Origin of the sequence: Actinomadura rubrisoli (assembly GCF_004349215.1) — a bacterium.
Classification (GTDB): Bacteria; Actinomycetota; Actinomycetes; order Streptosporangiales; family Streptosporangiaceae; genus Spirillospora; species Spirillospora rubrisoli.
The window spans coordinates 1-17,515 of the sequence record NZ_SMKU01000054.1; the positions used below are offsets into that span (position 1 = coordinate 1).

13 protein-coding genes and 1 pseudogene are annotated in these 17,515 nt (G+C 73.7%); 8 read left to right on the plus strand and 6 right to left on the minus strand.

Features of this window, described 5'->3' with window-relative positions:
* Positions 1 to 569, minus strand: a 569-nt coding sequence (locus tag E1298_RS13460; RefSeq protein ID WP_131892931.1) for an HAD family hydrolase, incomplete at its 3' end; no start/stop codon positions are given.
* Positions 570 to 765: 196 nt separating this feature from the next.
* Between E1298_RS13460 and E1298_RS49470 the strand changes: the two genes are divergently transcribed.
* Entirely contained in the window at positions 766 to 1,446 is a 681-nt protein-coding gene (locus E1298_RS49470; RefSeq protein ID WP_207944607.1) for a hypothetical protein, read from the plus strand.
* 113 nt (positions 1,447 to 1,559) lie between these two features.
* Positions 1,560 to 1,937: a phage holin family protein gene (locus tag E1298_RS13470; RefSeq protein ID WP_131892933.1), complete on the plus strand. Its 378-nt coding sequence runs from the start codon at positions 1,560 to 1,562 to the stop codon at positions 1,935 to 1,937.
* A 13-nt stretch (positions 1,938 to 1,950) separates the two neighbouring features.
* Here E1298_RS13470 and E1298_RS48055 read toward each other — a convergent pair whose 3' ends face one another.
* From E1298_RS48055 to E1298_RS50320, 5 genes and pseudogenes are all read right to left on the minus strand, one after another.
* A complete protein-coding gene (locus E1298_RS48055) occupies positions 1,951 to 4,404 on the minus strand; it encodes a hypothetical protein (protein ID WP_165975450.1) in 2,454 nt (817 codons plus the stop codon).
* Between the two features lie 877 nt (positions 4,405 to 5,281).
* Entirely contained in the window at positions 5,282 to 6,301 is a 1,020-nt protein-coding gene (locus tag E1298_RS13480) for a cation diffusion facilitator family transporter (RefSeq protein ID WP_131892935.1), read from the minus strand.
* A 69-nt stretch (positions 6,302 to 6,370) separates the two neighbouring features.
* Positions 6,371 to 7,387, minus strand: coding sequence for a hemolysin family protein (locus E1298_RS13485; protein WP_131892937.1), 1,017 nt, complete (start codon positions 7,385 to 7,387; stop codon positions 6,371 to 6,373).
* Positions 7,375 to 7,956 (minus strand): transporter associated domain-containing protein, encoded by a 582-nt coding sequence (locus tag E1298_RS50315; protein WP_243725564.1) that lies wholly within the window; start codon positions 7,954 to 7,956, stop codon positions 7,375 to 7,377. Before E1298_RS50315 ends, E1298_RS13485 begins: the two co-directional genes overlap by 13 nt.
* A gap of 322 nt (positions 7,957 to 8,278) precedes the next feature.
* Positions 8,279 to 8,818, minus strand: a pseudogene (locus E1298_RS50320) (CNNM domain-containing protein); the annotation flags it as partial.
* A gap of 355 nt (positions 8,819 to 9,173) precedes the next feature.
* Here E1298_RS50320 and E1298_RS13495 point away from each other — a divergent pair.
* From E1298_RS13495 to E1298_RS13520, 6 genes are all read left to right on the plus strand, one after another.
* Complete coding sequence (locus tag E1298_RS13495) at positions 9,174 to 10,388, plus strand: hypothetical protein (RefSeq protein ID WP_131892939.1); 1,215 nt, start codon at positions 9,174 to 9,176, stop codon at positions 10,386 to 10,388.
* The gene (locus tag E1298_RS13500; RefSeq protein WP_131892941.1) at positions 10,385 to 12,772 is read left to right on the plus strand and encodes a serine/threonine-protein kinase; all 2,388 of its coding nucleotides are present in this window, start codon (positions 10,385 to 10,387) and stop codon (positions 12,770 to 12,772) included. The genes E1298_RS13495 and E1298_RS13500 overlap by 4 nt, the downstream gene beginning before the upstream one ends.
* 121 nt (positions 12,773 to 12,893) lie before the next feature.
* Positions 12,894 to 14,246 (plus strand): VWA domain-containing protein, encoded by a 1,353-nt coding sequence (locus E1298_RS13505; RefSeq protein WP_131892943.1) that lies wholly within the window; start codon positions 12,894 to 12,896, stop codon positions 14,244 to 14,246.
* 4 nt (positions 14,247 to 14,250) lie between these two features.
* Complete coding sequence (locus E1298_RS13510; RefSeq protein WP_131892945.1) at positions 14,251 to 15,051, plus strand: FHA domain-containing protein; 801 nt, start codon at positions 14,251 to 14,253, stop codon at positions 15,049 to 15,051.
* Positions 15,048 to 16,610, plus strand: coding sequence for a hypothetical protein (locus E1298_RS13515; protein ID WP_243725565.1), 1,563 nt, complete (start codon positions 15,048 to 15,050; stop codon positions 16,608 to 16,610). Before E1298_RS13510 ends, E1298_RS13515 begins: the two co-directional genes overlap by 4 nt.
* A 16-nt stretch (positions 16,611 to 16,626) precedes the next feature.
* Entirely contained in the window at positions 16,627 to 17,451 is an 825-nt protein-coding gene (locus E1298_RS13520; protein ID WP_131892947.1) for a glutamate ABC transporter substrate-binding protein, read from the plus strand.
* The last annotated feature ends 64 nt before the right edge of the window (positions 17,452 to 17,515 follow it).

A 17,515-nucleotide genomic window follows, 5' to 3' on the forward strand; every position in this document is an offset into this window, starting at 1 on the left:
GGGTGGGCTGGACGGGGGACGGCGATCACGCGCATCCCGGCGGCGTGGGCCGAGCGTAGGCCGTTGCTGGAGTCCTCGATGGCGACGCAAGCGCGCGCGGGGAGTTCCAGTTGGGCGGCCACGGCGAGGTAGCCGTCCGGGGCGGGCTTGCCGCTGTCGACCTCTTCGGTCGATACGGTGGCGCGGAACAGGCTCTCGACGCCGAGCTTGCCTAGCGCGAGGTCAATCAGGGCGCGTGGGGATGAGCTGGCGAGGCCCAGCGGACGGTATTCGCCAATGCGGCGGACGGCCTCCTCGGCGCCGGGCAGTAGGGGCGGGCCGTCCACGTACCGCTGGGACATCTGGTCGATCACCTCGTAGGCGACCTCGTCCGGTGTGACGCCCTTGACGAGCTCGGTGCTGAGGTACTCGGCCCATTCGGCGGTGCTCATGCCCATCAGCCGTTCCTGGGTGTCGGGCAGCCAGCGCCCGCCGTGGTCCGCGACGTAGGCGCGGCGGACCTCCTCCCAGACCGGCTCGGAGTCGATCAGGACCCCGTCCAGGTCGAACACGATGGCCTGCACGGACATGGATCCCTCCCCGGGTTCGGCATGGCCTCCGGCAGTGATCACTACCCGGTGCGATCGTTGGGGAACCGCCCGCAGCGGTTCGGGCGAAGGCCCATTGATCCGTATATATCCGGCGAATGCGACAACGCGCGGCGGGCGTCTGGCATGGTGGTGACCCTCCGTCCCCCTCCGGAGTCATCGCAGAGGAGATCTGCCCATGGTGTTCCTCGGTTTCCTTCTGGTCGCGGCCGCCATCGCCGTCTCGGCCGGAGTGGTCCTCGACAACACGGGTCCCGCGCACCTCGTGGTCTTCGGCCGGACCGTGCCGGGTGTGGACGCGCAGTGGCAGGTCTTCCTCGCCGGAGCGGTCGTGGCCGTCGTCTTCCTCGCCGGGATGATGCTCACGTTCATGGGCGCCGTCCGCAGGATCCGCACCCGCCGCGACCTCCGCTACCTGCGCGAGGAGCACGAGGAGTCGCTCACCGCCCTGGAGATGGAGAAGCGCCGTCTGCAGCGCGAGCTGGCCCGCGTCCAGCAGGGTGGCCTGCCCCAGCCGTCGGGCGTGCCTCAGCTGTCGGGCATGCCTCAGCCGTCTGGCGTACCTCAGTCGTCCGGCGTGCCCCAGCAGGGCGGCGGCCTCCAGCAGGGCGGTGGCCTCCAGCGGGACGGTGTGCCCCAGCAGGGCGGCGGTCTCCAGCAGGAGGGTGTGCCCCCGCAGGGCGGTGGGGTGCTTCAGCAGGGCGGCGTGTCCGCGGCCCCGGCCGAGTCGGCGCCCCCGCTGTCTCACGCGTCGGCGGGACACGCGTCTCGGCCGCGGAGGACGCCCGCTCCGGCCGTCCGCGTCGCGCCCCGTTCGCAGATTCCGGCCACGTCCCCCTTCTTCGACCGGATCGACTGACCCTTTCGGACGGACCGGCCAGCGTCATCTCGTCCCGGATGATGACCACGGGGAACGGCGAAATCGCCGCGTAGAGGGATGGAGTTCCCGTCCCGGGCAAGCATGCTCGTGGTGTGCGCATTCTTCTCAAGGTCGGCATCACCGCGGTCGCCCTCTGGGCCGCCACCGCGCTGATCCACGGCATCACGGTCACCGGCGACACGGCGGGACGGCGCGCGCTGACCCTGCTGGGCGTCGCGGTCATCTTCGGCCTGGTCAACGCCCTCATCAAGCCGATCGTCAAAACGATCGGCTGCGCCTTCTACATCCTCACCCTCGGCCTGATCGGGCTCGTGGTGAACGCCCTGCTGCTGTGGCTGACCAGCGAGCTCGCCGAGCGGTTCGAGCTGCCCTTCCACGTCGCGGGGTTCTGGCCGGCGTTCTGGGGCGCGATCGTCGTGGGCGTCGTCGGATGGATCCTCCACCTGGTCCTCGGCGGGGACGACGACTGATCCGCGAGACGTCCTACTCGTCCAGCAGATGGGGCGCGGCCACCGAGCACCGCTCGAACGGGCCGCGCCTCACGCTGTCGTCCGCAGGCGCCGTCGTGTCCTCGCCGACGAGGATCCAGCAACGGGCCCGTACGGCGCCGATGAGGAACTCCGCGTCCGTGAGGGGACCGGTGACGACCAGCACGTCGAACTCCTCCTCGGCCGCGGCCATGCCCGCGCCCAGCGGGGTCCCGATGACGAGGTCGGCGGTGCGGAGCAGGACGTCGCCCGCCGCGTCCGCGGCCTCGCCGCCCTCCATGTAGGCGGTGAGCTGCTCGATGCGGGCCATGGCGCGCCGCTGGTGCGTGGAGATCAGCTCCGGCTCGCCGGACGGGTCGGAGCCGCAGATCTCCCGGACGTTCTCGCGCGAGCGCGCCTCCGCCTCCACCGCGGTCTCCAGCTCGGCGTCCCGCGCGGACAGCTCCTCCCCGGACTCCGCCGCGTGGCGCTCCAGCGCGGCCTCCGCCGCGGCCGCCCGGGCCGTCGACGCATCGGCATCCGCCCTGGCCTGTTCGGCGGTCGCGAGGGCCTCCTCCCGGGCCGTCCGCGCGGCGTTCAGCCTCTCCTCGATCACGTGCGCGGCCTGGTGGGCGATGCGGGCCTCCAGGCTCGCCTGCGTGGCCCGGTCCACGGCCTCGGCGGCCAGCCTCGCCTGCTCCAGGTGCTCGGCGCTCGCCGTCTCCCGCTCCGTCGCGAGCCAGGTCAGCTCCGTCCCCAGGCGTTCCTGCGCCTCCTGCGCGGTCGCGAGCCGCGTCCCGCCGTCGGACACGAAAGCGGCGAGGCCCTGGCGCTGGGACTCCGCGCCCTCCGCCGCGTCCTTGGCCGCCTTGGCCCGTTTCGCCGCCTCGTCCGCCTCCCGCGTCCGGGCCCTGACCTCGTCGCGCAGGCTGCTCAGCCCGGACGGTGGCGACGCCACGTGCAGGCGCTGCCCGAGCGTCATCTTCCTGCGCAGCGCGGACAGCGCCGACTCCGCCGAGACGAGCCTGTAGTACGCGGCATGCCCCTCCGCCGCCGCGTCCGCGTCCGCCGCCGTCAGCCGGTCGGCCTCCTCGGCCGCCGCGGGCAGCGCCTCGCGGGCGCGGGCCAGCTCGTCCGTCAGCGACTCCTCCAGCCGCCGCGCCGCCTCAAGCTCGCTCCGGGCGGTCGCGGCACGCTGGTCCAGCTCCGCGCAGCGGGCGTACGCGGCGTCGGCCGTGCGGGTCCGCTCGCTCGCCACGGCCGCCGTCTCGGCCGCCACCGCCTTCAGCCGGTCCGCCTCCGCGCGGGGACCCGCCAGCTCCGCCTCAGCCTCAGCCTGGACGGCGACGAGCCGTTCGGCCTCCGCCTCGACCTCCACGGCGGCCCGCTCGGCCGCCGCGGCCGCGTTCCGCGCCTCCTCGATCCCGGCCGCCAACGCCGCCCGCTCGGCCTCCAGCCGCTCGTGGCACCGCAGGTTCTCCGCCTGGACGGCCTCCAGCGCCGCCGCGTCCCTCGGCCACTGCTCCAACCACATCAGGCCGCGCTGCAACAGGCGCGCCTCCGTCCGCCAGGACTGCCGCCACGCCTCTCCCACCGGCCGCACGGACGCCGCCCGCACCCGTTCCTCGGGCGTCCGTCCCGCCTCCTCGGGCTCGGGGAGGACGGGGAGCGGCTCGGCCCTCGTGATCGAGGACGACGCGTCCGCGGGCTCGGGCGGCCCGCTCAGGGGCCTGAACTCGACCGTCCCGTTGGAGCCGAACTCCCTCAGCTGCGGCTGCACCGCCCCTCCGCCGTCGTCGCCCACGTCCGAGGGCCGGGTCTCGATCAGCAGGGAGAAGATCTCGGGGTCGTCCTCCACGCTCCGCAGCAGCTCGACGGCCCTCTTCTGAGCGGGCGCGAGCAGCAGCGCCCGCTCGCCCGCCGCCGCCAGCCCCTTGACTATCTCCAGGACGGCCCGGGTCTCCGCCGCCTCGTCCCTCACCTGGACGAGCCGGATCTGATTCGAGCCCCGTCCCAGGGACCCGGGGGACACGAGCAGCCGGGCCAGCGCCTCCCAGTCGCCCACGACCCGTCCCTCACGCAGCGCGCGCAAGGCGGCGATGTACGGCGCCCAGCCGACCGGCGGAATGTCCTGCGGCGCCTCCCTCAACCGGGCGTCGAGCCGCTCGTACTCCTCGGTCAGCGGCCCGTAGACACTCTCGACCAGCTCACGCCCGCCCCATGCCTCCTCGCCGAGCCCCTCCACGCCGAGCGGCGGCGTCCCGGCCACGGGCCCTGGACCGTCCTGCGCGCCGGCCTCGTCCAGCGGCATGGTGGTGAACGCCGAGCGCGGATCCAGGACCGGCTCGTCGAGCCCGCCCGGGTCAACCTGCTGCTCCTCGATGCCAGGGGACGGCCCTGGGGCGGCCGCTTCGAAAGGCGCGGTCTCATCAGCTGATAGGACCCGATCGGGGAGAGTCTCCTCCGCCAACGGACTCCCGGCGTCCGCAGGGTGAGCCTCACCGGCCGATGTGGACTCGTCCACAAAGGTCTCCCCCGGCGACTGACGCTCGTCGGACGGGACCTTGGCCGGAAAGACCTCCTCGGCCAGCGGACGCGGGGGACGCGCGACCGGATCAGGAAGGCCCTCACCCAGCGGCTGATCGGCGGGTGCGGTGTCGTCTGGGAGGGTTTCTTCGGGCGACGGACTCTCAACGCGCGTGGCGTCTGCCGCCGGAGGTTCGGCAGGAAGGGCTGCTTCGGCCGCTAGGCGTCCGGGGCGCGGGGCCGGGTCTGGCTGGCCCTCTCCCATCGGGTCGTCGGCGGGCGTGGTCTCGTCCAGGAAGGTCTCTCCTGGCGACGGACTCTCAACGCGCATGGCGTCTGCCGCCGGAGGTTCGGCGGGGACGGTCTCTTCTGGCGATTGGCGCTCGTCGGACGGGACCTTGGTTGGGAAAGCCTCCTCGGCCAGTGGGCGCGCGGGGTGCGTGATCGGGCCAGGAGGGTCTTCAGCCAGTGGCTCGTCGGGGGGTGCGCTCTCGTCTGGGGCGGTCTCTTCCGGCGGGCCCTCGGCGGGAAGGTCCTCGGACGGTGGCTCGGGGGCGGGCGTGAGCCCGTCTGGCAGGGTCGCCTCTGGCGGCGCGGTTTCGGGGGAAGGCACGACCGGGCTGAAGGTCACGGTCGGGACTTCCGATTCTGGGACGTAGGGGGCCGCAGCGGGTTGCTGGTCCTCGCCCGCTGCGGTCGGGTGCTCTTCGTCCGGCCCGTTGGTCCCTGCTGACTGCTTCACCGACGCCATCCCGTCCAGATCGACCCCGGGGCCGTATTTCTCCCCTTCTGCTCCGGACTAACGTCTCACAGGTGACAGATCATCGGTGACCCGCGAGCGCGGCGTGATGATCTTCTCCGTCGCGCGGCAGGGGATCGGGGTGGACGAGGGCTCCGGACAGGCGGGGCAGGGCGTGCAGCAGGCTGTGCTCGGCGTCCACGGCCACCTGGTGGGCCCGGACGACGGTCGAGCGCGGGTCCACGATGACGTCGCATTCGGCGCGGAGGCGGTGTCCGATCCAGCGGAGCCGCACGTCGCCGACGGCCAGGACGCCCGGAGTCCCGGCAAGCGCGGCCTCGGCGCGGTCGACAAGTTCGGGGTCGACGGCGTCCATGAGGCGCCGCCAGACCTCGCGGGCCGTCTGCCAGAGGACGCCCAGGATCGCGATGGTGATCAGGAGGCCGACGACGGGATCGGCCCAGGGCAGTCCCAGCGCCAGGCCCAGGGCGCCTACCAGGACAGCCAGGGACGCGAAGCCGTCCGTACGGGCGTGGAGGCCGTCGGCGACCAGGGCGGCCGAACCGATCCGGCGGCCCACGCGGACGCGGTAGCGGGCCACCAGTTCGTTGCCCACGAATCCCACGACTGCGGCCGCCGCGACCGCCGCCAGGTGATCCACAGGCTGTGGATGGACGAGGCGCTGGACGGCCGCGTACCCGGCGGCCGCCAGGGACGCGGCGATGGTGATCACGATGGCCACGCCCGCGAGGTCCTCGGCCCGCCCGTACCCGTAGGTGTAGCGCCGGGTCGGCGGACGCCGGCCGAGGACGAACGCGATCCCCAAGGGGACGGCGGTCAGGGCGTCGGCGGCGTTGTGGAGCGTGTCGCCCAGCAGCGCCACTGAGCCGGAGATCACGACCACCACGGCCTGGACGAGCGTGGTGGCGCCGAGGCCCGCCAGGGATATCCACAGGGCCCGCATGCCATCGGAGCTGGCCTCCAGCGCGGAGTCCACCTTGTCGGCGGGCTCGTGCGAGTGCGGCCTCAGGGCGTGGACGATCCGGCTCTTGAGCGCCTGCCCCCGCCGATCGTGCCCGTGGCCATGCGTGTTGCCGCTCATGGGTTCCACGATGACGCAGAAGGCGCGTTGCAGCACCTCGACAACAGCGGCGGCCTCGCAGGTGCGTCTTCAGTGCGGGTTGGTGGCCAGGAGTTCCGCCAGGAGGTCGTCCAGGGTCACGATGCCCGTGAACTCGTTCTGGGCGTCGTTCACGACGGCGAGCTGGGCGCGGGCCCGGCGCATCCGGCTGACCGCGTCCAGGACGGTCGCCTCGGCGGTGAGGACGGGAGCCGGGTGGGCGAGGTCCTCCGCGCGGCGCTCGCCGTCGGGCTCGGTGATCGCGGCGCGGACGTGGACGATCCCGGTCATCGCGCCGTGGCGGTCGCGGACGAGGAGGCGGCTGTGGCCGCTGGCGGTCGCGGTGCGGCGGATCTGCGCGGCGGTCGCGTCCGCGCCGATCGTGGTCACGGACGTGGCGGGCACCACCAGGTGGCCGACGGTGGCCTCCCGCGCGGAGATCGCCCGGCGCAGCAGCTCGTGGTCGTGCCGTTTGATGAGGCCGAGGCGGCGCGACTCGCCGAGCAGGTGGCTGAGGCGCGCGGGGTCGGTGTGGTCGTCCAGCTCGTCCTTCGGGGTGACGCGGAAGAGGCGCAGCAGCGCGTTGGTCGCGGCGTTCAGCACCGCCAGTACCGGACGGGAGACCTTCGCGAACCCGCGGAACGGCAGGGCGAGGAGCACCGCCGACCGTTCGGGGTGCGCGATCGCCCACGACTTCGGGGCCATCTCCCCCACGACCATGTGCAGGAACGTGATGACGGCGAGGGCGCACGCGAGCGCGATCGCCTTCGCGCCCGCCTCGGGGACGCCCGCGGCGTGCAGAGGCGGCTCCAGGACGTGTTCGAACGCGGGTTCGGTGACGATGGCGAGGCCCAGCGAGCACATCGTGATGCCGAATTGCGCGCCTGCCAGCATCAGCGACAGCTCCCGCACGCCCGCCACGGCGGCCACGGCCGGACGGCTGCCCTTGGCCGCCGCACGTTCGAGCTGTGAGCGGTTGGCCGCCACAAGGGCGAACTCGGCCGCCACGAAGAACCCGTTGCCGACCAGCAGCAGGACGGTGATGAGCAGCGAGGTCAGCGGGTCCATGACACCTCCTGGCCGGACGCCACGGCGCCGTCCTCGGGCGCCGCGTCGTCCTTCCGGGTCGCGTCGTCCTTCCGGGTCGTGTCGTCGTTCCAGGTCGTGTCGTCAGGCGGCGGGACGACGCTGGGCGGGTCGGAGATGCCGGGACCGGCGGCGGCAGGGGCCGTCGTGCGGATGCGGATCTTTTCGGCGACGCGGCGGGCCACGGTGACGACCTCCAGTTCCACCAGGTCGGCGCGGCCGGACGCGGGGACGACGGTCAGGCGGTCGCCGGGGCAGGGGAGGCGGCGGAGCTCGGCCATGACGAGGCCGCCGAGGGTGTCGTAGGCGTCGCCCTCGGGGAGGGACAGGCCGGTGAGGCGGCCGACCTCGTCGATGCGCATGCCCGCGTCGACGAGCCAGGAGCCGTCGGGGCCGGAGGTCGGGGCGTCCTCGCGGGCGTCGGTCTCGTCGGCGATCTCGCCGACCAGTTCCTCGGCGACGTCCTCGAAGGTGAGGATGCCGGCGAGGCCGCCGTACTCGTCCACGACGCAGGCGAACTCCTCGCCCGAGTCGCGCATCCGGTCGATCACCCCGTACAGGGGCTGGCTGCCGGGTGGACTGGTCGAGGGAGTCGTCGGCGACCTCGCGGACGCCGGCCACGCCGATCACGTCGTCGACCTCCTGGTCGTAGACGGGGTAGGCGCTGTGGCCGGTCTCGCGGATGAGCGCGACGAGGTCGGCGACGGGCGCGGTGCCGGGCAGGGTGCGGACGTGGGGGCGCGGCACCATGATCTCGTCGGCCGTGAGGTCGCCGAAGGACAGGGCCCGGTCCAGCAGGCCGGACAGGTCGGCGGGCAGGTGGCCCGAGCTGTGCGACTTGCCGATGATGTCGCCGAGCTCCTCCAGGGTGGCGCCGCTGTGCAGCTCGTCGACCGGCTCGACGCCGACGGCGCGCAGCAGGCGCTCGGCGGCGCGGTCGAAGAACCGGATCAGGGGGCCGGCAACGGTCAGGTACACCAGCGTGGACGCGGCCAGCGCGCGCGCCAGGGATTCGGCGCGCGCGAGCGCGAGGTTCTTGGGGAACAGCTCGCCCAGCAGCATCTGGACGAGCGTGGCCAGGACGAAGCCGGTGGCGAGGGCGATCGCGCCCGTGGCGCCCACGGGGACGCCGACGAGCTTCAGCAGCGGCTCGATCAGCTCGGCGAGGGCGGGTTTGGCGATGAAGCCGACGACCAGGGTCGTCATCGTGATGCCGAGCTGGGCGCCCGACAGCATGAACGACAGCCGGCCGATGACCTTGAGGGCCCGCCGGGCGGACGCGTCGCCGCGCTCGGCGGCCTGCTCCAGGGTCGCGCGGTCGGCGGCGACGTAGGCGAACTCCTGGGCGACGAAGTATCCGGTTGCGGCGGTGAGGAGGATCACCGCGAGCACTCCCAGCGCCGCGCTCAGCATGGGGCACCAGGTCTATGACTGGGGTCCGACACCGCGGACTCACCACTCCTCTCGTTAACGACCTACCTGCGTAACGACGTCTCGCATCACGAGGTTCCTGGAGCACAGGGTACGGGTCGGCGGTGATCACCTCACGTGCGCGGCGCCGGGGCGCGCGGGAGGGGTCCCGGAGGTATCGGGTTAGAAAGACGCTTGTCTCCACCAGTGTCACGGATCACACTTGGCAGGGAGCGTACGTCCGATGCTTGAGTGGTCCCTGCTCCCAGACCGCCCTGGCCCGGGGGCGCTTGCGGGGACCGAGTGGACCGATCGCGGGGCTGACGTGGATGAAAGCGGGGCAGGGGCCGCCGCGCCCATGAGCCGGGAGGGGGTCGACCATGCCCTGGGCACCCTCCGGGACGAGCGGGAGCGCATCTCCGCGGCACTGCTGGAGCTCGACGCCCACCCCGGCAACCGGCTGCTGAGGGGCACGCGGCTCACCGGGGAGACGTGGCGGCGCTGGGACGCGGCGCAGTCGCGGCTGGCGATGCTGTGGCGGCTTTTCGACGCCTACCAGCGCGTCCTGGACGAGGCGGGGGAGCTGCGCGACCGTTCGTCCCGTCCGGGCGCGGCGACGCTGGTCGAGCTGAGCGGGCTGCTGTCGGGCCTCTCGGTGGAGGTACCGGACGGCGAGATCCCGCTGGAGGCCCGCACGCTGCTCGGCCCGCAGGAGCGGCGGGTGACGCTGGACGAGGCCGTCGGCATGATGTCGGACTCCTACGAGTTCGTGGCGGGGGAGATCGCCGCCGTGGACGCGGCGTGGACGGCGCTGCTGCAACCCCTGGAGGAGGCCGAGGAGAGCTGGCGGGAGGCGGCGCGGCTGGCCCATTCCCTGGACGGGACGCGGCATCCCGAGCTGGACCGGCTCGGCCGCGAGCTGACCGCGCTCGGCCGGATCGTCCGCACGGACCCGCTGGCCCTGGCCCGGGACGGGGGGACCGACACCTCGCGCCTCGACCGGGTCCGGTCCGTCCTGGAGCAGCTGCGCGGTGAGCTCGCCGGGGTCGCGCGCCTGCGGGACCGCTACGAGGAGCAGATCGCGGACATCACCGCGTCCATCGTGGAGGTCGAGGAGGTCGAGCGGCGCGCCCGCGAGGCGTACGCGACCGTCCTCCTCAAGATCGAGTCGCCGATGCTGCCGGAGCCGTCGCAGGACCTCGGCGCCGGGCTGCGGCACCGGGTCGCGGCCCTGGAGCGGCTGCGCGAGGCGGGCCGCTGGGTGGAGATGGCCGGACGCGTCGCCGAGCTGGAGCGCGCGACCTCCGACACCCTGGAACGCGCGCAGGGTGACCTGCGTCTCAGTGCCGGGCTGCTCGAACGCAGGGGCGAGCTTCGGGGGCGGCTGGAGGCGTACCGGGCCAAGGCCGCGCGCCTCGGCCTGGCCGAGGACGAGACGCTCACCCTGCTGTACGGCCAGGCCCGCGACGTGCTGTGGACGGCGCCGTGCGATCTGCGCGGCGGCACCGTGGCGGTGGCGGAGTACCAGCGCGCGATCAAGGCGTGCGAGAGCGAGACGGGGACCCGGCGATGACCCGATGTGCCCAGGACGGCTGCACGGGCAGCGTGGAAGCGGACGGCTTCTGCGACGTGTGCGGCATGGCCCCGCTCGCCGAGCCCCCGCCGGTGGACCCGTCCGCGTCGGCCGGATCGGTCCCGGCGACCGGGAGCGCCTCCGCGGCAGGGCGCGCCTCCGCGGCGGGGAACGCCTTCTCGCCCGTCCCGGCAAGCGGTCCGCTGACGGCGAGCGGCTCGTCCCCCGATTCGGGCGGCTCAGGCTCCTCCGGCGGGTCGGGGCGGACGGCGTCGCGCGGCGGTACGCGCGGCTCCGGCTCCAGCGGATCGGCCAGGCGCGGGATGCTCGGCGCCGGGCTCGTCGAGGTCCCGCCCGTCCCGGCCCGCGACCCCGCCTCGGCGATCATGCAGGACCCGGAGGTGCCGGAGGGACGGCGCTTCTGCAGCCGCTGCGGCGAGAAGGTCGGCCGGGGACGCGACGGGCGGCCCGGCCGCACCGAGGGGTTCTGCAAGAGCTGCGGGCATCCGTTCTCGTTCACGCCGAAGCTCCGCGAGGGCGAGATGATCGGCGGGCAGTACGAGGTGCTCGGCTGCCTGGCCCACGGCGGGCTCGGCTGGGTGTACCTGGCCCGCGACCACAACGTCAGCGAGCGGTGGGTCGTCCTGAAGGGCATGCTCGACTCCGGCGACGCCGACTCGGCGGCCGCCGCGACCGCCGAGCGGGCGTTCCTGGCGGAGGTCGAGCACCCCAACATCGTCAAGATCTACAACTTCGTGCGGCACGGCGGCTCCGGCTACATCGTGATGGAGTACGTCGGCGGGCGGTCGCTGAAGGACATCCTGCTCAGCCGCCGCGACGTGGAGGGCGATCAGGCCGCGCTCCCCCTCGGCCAGGTGATCGCCTACGGGCTGGAGGTACTGAGCGCTCTCGGCTACCTGCACGGCGTCGGGCTGCTGTACTGCGACTTCAAGCCCGACAACGCGATCCAGTCCGAGGAGCAGCTGAAGCTCATCGACCTCGGCGGGGTGCGGCGGGCGTTCGACGTCGACAGCCCCATCTTCGGCACGCCCGGCTACCAGGCGCCCGAGATCGGCTCGCAGGGGCCGTCCGTCACGTCCGACCTGTACACGGTGGGCCGGGCGCTGGCGGTGCTGAGTTTCCCGTTCCGCGGCTACACCGGGCGGCACCTGCGGAGCCTGCCGCCGCGCGAGGAGGTGCCGCTGTTCCGGCGGCACGAGTCGTACCACCGGCTGCTGCGCCGGGCCACGCACCCCGATCCGGCGCGCCGCTTCCAGAGCGCCGCCGAGATGGCCGAGCAGCTCACCGGCGTCCTGCGCGAGGTGCTGTCGTCCGAGGACGGACGGCCCCGTCCGGCGCCGTCGCCGCTGTTCGGCCCCGAGCAGCACACGGCCGGCACCGAGACCATCGGCCTCGGGCGGCTCGACCTGGACGGCGCGCGGGCGAACGGCGCGGCCGTGCCGGTCCTGGCGCCGCTGGAGCCCGCCGCGGCGGCCGCGGCGCTGCCCGTCCCGCTGGTGTCCGGCTCGGATCCGGCGGCGGCGTTCCTCGCCGAGCTCACCGCGCGCGACGCCGGCGACCTGGCGGGCGCGCTGGGCGCGGCGCCGGTGGAGTCGCGGGAGGTCCGGCTGGCGCTGGCGCGGGTCCGGATCGAGCTGGGCGAGCTGGACGAGGCCGCCCGGCTCCTGGACGAGCTCGGCGGGGAGCAGCCGGACGACTGGCGCGTCGACTGGTACCGGGGCGTGCGGGCCCTCGCGGGCGGGCGCGGCGACGACGCGTCGGCCGTGTTCACCGACCTGTACGACCTGATGCCCGGCGAGCAGGCGCCGAAGCTGGCGCTCGCGTTCTGCCACGAGGTCCGCGGCGACGCCGGGAGCGCCGAGCGCTTCCACGAGACGGTCTGGCGCACCGATCCGACCCATGTGAGCGCCGCGTTCGGGCTGGCCCGCGCCCGGCTGGCCGCCCGCGACCGGACGGCCGCCGAGCGGGTCCTCGACTCGGTCCCCCGGATCTCCAGCCACTACCTCGCCGCGCAGCTCGCGGCCGTCGCGACCGCCGTGCGCGGGCGGAGCCCGGACGAGCTGGACGCGGCCGTCCTCGTCGGGGCCGGGCGGCGGCTGCAGTCGCTGCGGCTCGACACCGAGCGGTACGCCGCGTTCGCCGCCGAGATCCTGGAGGCGGCCCTGACCTGGCTGCGCGCCGACCGCAGCCCGCCGCGGCCCGGTGCCCGGCAGAAGATCCTCGGCGTCCCGATGTGGGAGCCGGCGCTGCGGGCGGAACTGGAGGAGAAATACCGGATCCTGGCCAAGCTGGCGGGCGGCCAGGAGCAGCGGTACGCGATGGTGAAGCGGGCCAACGCCGTCCGGCCGAGGACGCTGTTCTGACGATGGACGCTGTGGTGACGATGGACGCCGTAGTGAGGACCGACGCTGTTGTGAGGACCGACGCCGCACGGGACGCCGGCATTGCCCTTCCGGCGCCCGGACCGACGAGGGAGCCCGGACCATGAGCGATCTTCCCGAGTTCACGATCAGAGTCGACCAGAACCCCTATCTCCCGGCGGAGGCGAGCGAGATGCACGCGGTCGTCTCGATCGAGGCGCGCACCTCGTCCACCGGCCGGGACGGCCCGCGCGGGGCGGCGGGACCGCCGGGCCGGCAGTCGGCCGCCGAGATCATCATCGTCGACACCTCGGGGTCGATGTCCTACAGCGGCAAGATGGCCGCCGCGAAGCGCGCGGCGAAGGCCGCCGTGAACGTGCTGCGCGACGACGTGCACTTCGCGGTGGTCGCCGGTGCGAACCAGCCGCGGATGGTCTACCCGAAGGGGGAGCGGCTCGTCCAGGTCAGCGACAAGACCCGGCGCGGCGCCGCGAGCGCGATCGGACGGCTGGACGCGGCCGGCGGGACGGCGATCGGCTCGTGGCTCCGCCTCGCCGACCGGCTCTTCACCGAGCACCGCGACGCCATCCGGCACGCCATCCTGCTGACCGACGGCAAGAACCAGCACGAGAGCGACGAGGAGCTGGACGCCGCGCTCCGCCAGTGCGAGGGGAGCTTCCTCTGCGACGCGCGCGGCGTCGGCACCGACTGGGACGTCGCCGAGCTCCGCAAGATCACCTCAGTGCTGCTGGGCGGCTTCCTCGACGTGCCCGACCCGCGCGACCTGGAGGCCGACTTCCTGCGGATGACCCGGGACGCGATGGGCAAGGAGGTCGCGGACGTGGCGCTGCGCGTGTGGACGCCGCAGCACGCCGAGGTGCGGTTCGTCAAGCAGATGGTGCCCACCGTGGAGGACCTCACCGGCAGGCGGACCGAGTCGGGCAGGCAGACGGCCGACTACCCGCTCGGCGCGTGGGGCGCCGAGGAGCGCGAGTACCACCTGTGCGTGCAGGTGCGGCCCGGTGACGTCGGGCGGCAGATGCGGGCCGCGGGGGTGAAGCTGGTCGTCCCCGGGACGGGCGCGGACGCCGAGCGGGAGCTGGCGTCGGGCAGCGTCCTGGCCGAGTGGACCGACGACGAGTCCAAGTCGACGAGGATCAACCGGCGGGTCGCGCACCACACCGGGCAGTCCGAGCTCGCCGACGCCATCCAGGACGGCCTGGAGGCGCACCGGAAGGGCGACGAAGACACCGCCACGGCCCGGCTCGGACGCGCCGTGGTGCTGGCGCACCGGGTCGGGAACGAGCAGGTCGCCGGGCTGCTGGACAGGGTCGTGGACGTCGTCGACGCCGAGTCGGGCACCGTCAGGCTCAAGCGCGGGGTGTCCAAGGAGGACGAGATGTCGCTGGACGTCCGGTCCGTGCGCACGGTGCGGACCCGCCAGGGCGACGAATCCCCGAACGAGGCCGGGAGCTGAGGCCATGCCGGTTTGCCCGAGCGGGCACACGTCCTCCGCCGACGACTACTGCGACGTGTGCGGCCATCTGATGGAGGGAGCGCGCCGCGCCGAGTTCTCCGGGGCCGCGCGGCCCCATGAATCCGCGTCGGCGTCCGTCCCCCCGTCCGCGCCCGCGTCCGCCTCCCGGGGCGGCGCGGAGGCGGGCCCGGAGGTCTGCCCGCGCTGCGGCACGCCCAAGTCCGGGCGCTTCTGCGAGGTGGACGGCCACGACTTCGCTATCGCCGCGGTGCGGACGGCGGAGCTGTCCGCCGACCGCGCGGCCCAGGGCGCGGCGGAGGCGCGGCGCGTCCCGGTCCCGCGCCAGGGCGACGCGCCGCGGCCGGACGGCCCGCCCGGGGCGCCGCCGGGCTGGTCAGTGCTGATCCGGGCCGACCTCGACTACTACAACTCGGTGATCGCGCTGGAGGGCCCCGACTCGGCGGCGCTGGCGTTCCCGCCGTACTGCCCGGAGCGCCGCGTCCCGCTGACCGGCGACCAGATGCGGATCGGGCGGCGCAGCACGTCCCGCGCGATCCTCCCGGAGATCGACCTGAGCACCCCGCCGGAGGACCCGGGCGTCTCGCACCTGCACGCGGTGCTGCTCGCCCAGCCGGACGGGACGTGGGTGCTGGTCGATCCCGGCTCCACCAACGGCACGACCCTGAACGGCGCCACCGAGCCGATCCCGGTGAACATCCCCGTGCCGCTGAGCGACGGTGACCGCGTCCACGTCGGGGCCTGGACGACCATCACGCTGTCACTGCAGGAAGAGGGCCCGCCATGACGACGACGCCGCGGCAGGCGGCGCCCGTGACCCGTCCGCCCGCGAAGCCCGCCGCGTCGTCCGCTCCGGCCGTGTCCGGGAAGCAGGCGACGCCCCCGCCGACGCCCGGCGCCCTGCCCGCACTGGGGAGCGGCCGGCTGGAGGAGTTCGTGCGCGGGCGGTGGCTCGGCACCATCCCCGGGCGGATCCGCGCGTACGCCGTCGTGAGCCTGGCCGCCGTCGCGCTGCTGCTGACCGTCCTCACCATGGCGATCGGGAACGCGCGCGACTCCGTCCAGACGATCGGGCACGACGCCGGGCCGCAGGTCGTCGCCACCGGCACCCTCTACTTCGCGCTCAGCGACATGGACGCGCAGGTCTCCAACGTCCTGCTGAGCGGCCGCGACCACAGCCTCGGGATCGGCTACGACGAGACGCTGCGCGTCTACGAGAGGCGCCGCGCGGAGGCGGACGCGGCGGCGGTGCAGGCCGCGCAGCTCGCCAGCCGCGACATGGACCTGCGGCAGACCGTCCAGGAGGTCTTGCAGGGCCTCGGGCGGTACGAGCAGCTCGTCGGCGAGGCCATGCTGCTCGACCGGCAGGCGAACCACGCCCCGGGGGAGCCGCCGAAGCAGGTCGTCGACGCCTACCGGCGGGCGACCGACCTCATGCGGCTGGAGCTGCTGCCCAAGGCGTACAACATCACGCTCGACAGCGGCGCGAAGGTCCGGCAGGCGTACGAGTCCAAGCGGTCGGCGGTGCTGTCCGGGCGGGCGTGGGTCGCGGTGACCGGCGTCCTCGCCCTGCTGCTCCTGGTCGCCGGGCAGATCTACCTCGCCCAGACGTTCCGCCGCCTGCTCAACCCGGCGCTGGTGCTGGCCACGCTCGCCACCGCCGTGCTCACCGCCGTGGGGGCGGGCCTGCTGTCGGCCCAGTCCGGGCACATCAGGACCGCCAAGCAGGACGGCTTCGACTCGATCCTCGCCCTGTCGCGGGCACGCGCGATCAGCCACAGCGCGTTCGCGGACGAGAGCCGCTACCTGCTCGACCCCGGCCGCGCCGACACCTACGAGCAGACCTACCTCGACAAGTCGCTGTCGGTGTTCTACCCCGCCCTGGGCTCCAAGCCGGTGATCCTGGAGAACTACTACGCCGGGCTGGACCAGCAGGTCGGCGCGTACAAGCCCGGCGGCGCCGCGCCGTTCCTCGGCTTCTTCGGGGACGAGGCGCGCGCGAGCAGCGCGCGGGGCCCGGAGGCCAAGGCCCTCGTGGACACCCTCCGCACGTACCGGGTCGTCCTGGGCAACGACCGGCGGATGCGCGCCCTGGCGGCCAAGGGCGACCGCGCCGGGGCCCTCGGCGTGCGGATGGGCCGCACGTCCAACGCGATCGCCGACTTCGACGCCTACGACACGTCGCTGAGCGCGCTGACCGCCGTCCACCAGGACGTCTTCGACAAGGCGATCAAGGACGCGGACGGCGGGCTGCGGGGCTGGAAGGTCCTGCCGCCGCTCGGCGCCGCCGTCGTCGCCCTGCTGGTCCTCGCGGGGGTCCGCCCCCGGCTGGCCGAGTTCCGCTGAACGGGAGGAGTGAGCCATGCGCGCGACCCGAACCGCCGCCGCGGGCGTCCTGATCGCCGTGGCCGGGTCGTCCGCCTGCGGGCTGGACGGCATGGAACGGCCCACGGTGGCCCACAAGCACTCCCTGGTCATCGGGGTGAAGGCCGACCAGCCGGGCCTCGGGCTCAAGCGCGGGCCCGACGGCGGCTACGAGGGCTTCGACGTCGACGTCGCCACCTACGTCGCGGGACGGCTCGGGGTGCCCAAGAGCCGGATCCGGTTCCGGACGACGAACTCCTCCGTCCGGGAGTCGGCGCTGGGCTCCGAGGTCGTCGACATGATCTTCGCGACGTACTCGATCACGGCCAAGCGCAAGAGGCAGGTCACGTTCGGCGGCCCGTACTACGTCGCCCACCAGGACACCCTCGTCCGCGCCGACGCCGCGTCCATCACGAACGTGCGCGACCTGAAGGGCAAGCGCATCTGCGAGGTGACCGGGTCCAACTCCTGGCGGCGCGTCGTCGAGGAGCGCAGGATCGCCGCGCGGCCGGTCAACGCGCCCACCTACGGCGCCTGCATGGACGGCCTGGCCGCCGGGCGCCTCGACGCCGTCTCCACCGACGACCTGATCCTCGCCGGATTCGCCGCCGGCCGCGGCGGCAAGATCATCAACGCGCCGTTCACGGACGAGAAGTACGGCGTCGGCCTGCGCAAGGGCGACCTGGAGGGCTGCGAGCTGGTCAACCGGGCCCTCACCCGGATGTACCAGGACGGCACGGCCGGACGGCTGCTGACCAAGTGGTTCGGCAAGTCGGGGCTCAAGCTGACGACCAGCGTCCCCCAGTTCGAGGGCTGTTCCTGACCGGTAGCGATAACGGTCACATTCTGTACCCGATTGCGGACACTATGAAGTCGGCGCCCGTCAG

Coding starts and splice junctions, on each gene's coding strand:
- E1298_RS49470 (WP_207944607.1), top strand. CDS start 766: ATGGTGTTCCTCGGTTTCCTTCTGGTCGCGGCCGCCATCGCCGTCTCG.
- E1298_RS13480 (WP_131892935.1), bottom strand. CDS start 6,301: ATGAGCGGCAACACGCATGGCCACGGGCACGATCGGCGGGGGCAGGCG.
- E1298_RS13485 (WP_131892937.1), bottom strand. CDS start 7,387: ATGGACCCGCTGACCTCGCTGCTCATCACCGTCCTGCTGCTGGTCGGC.
- E1298_RS13495 (WP_131892939.1), top strand. CDS start 9,174: ATGAGCCGGGAGGGGGTCGACCATGCCCTGGGCACCCTCCGGGACGAG.
- E1298_RS13500 (WP_131892941.1), top strand. CDS start 10,385: ATGACCCGATGTGCCCAGGACGGCTGCACGGGCAGCGTGGAAGCGGAC.
- E1298_RS13505 (WP_131892943.1), top strand. CDS start 12,894: ATGAGCGATCTTCCCGAGTTCACGATCAGAGTCGACCAGAACCCCTAT.
- E1298_RS13510 (WP_131892945.1), top strand. CDS start 14,251: ATGCCGGTTTGCCCGAGCGGGCACACGTCCTCCGCCGACGACTACTGC.
- E1298_RS13515 (WP_243725565.1), top strand. CDS start 15,048: ATGACGACGACGCCGCGGCAGGCGGCGCCCGTGACCCGTCCGCCCGCG.
- E1298_RS13520 (WP_131892947.1), top strand. CDS start 16,627: ATGCGCGCGACCCGAACCGCCGCCGCGGGCGTCCTGATCGCCGTGGCC.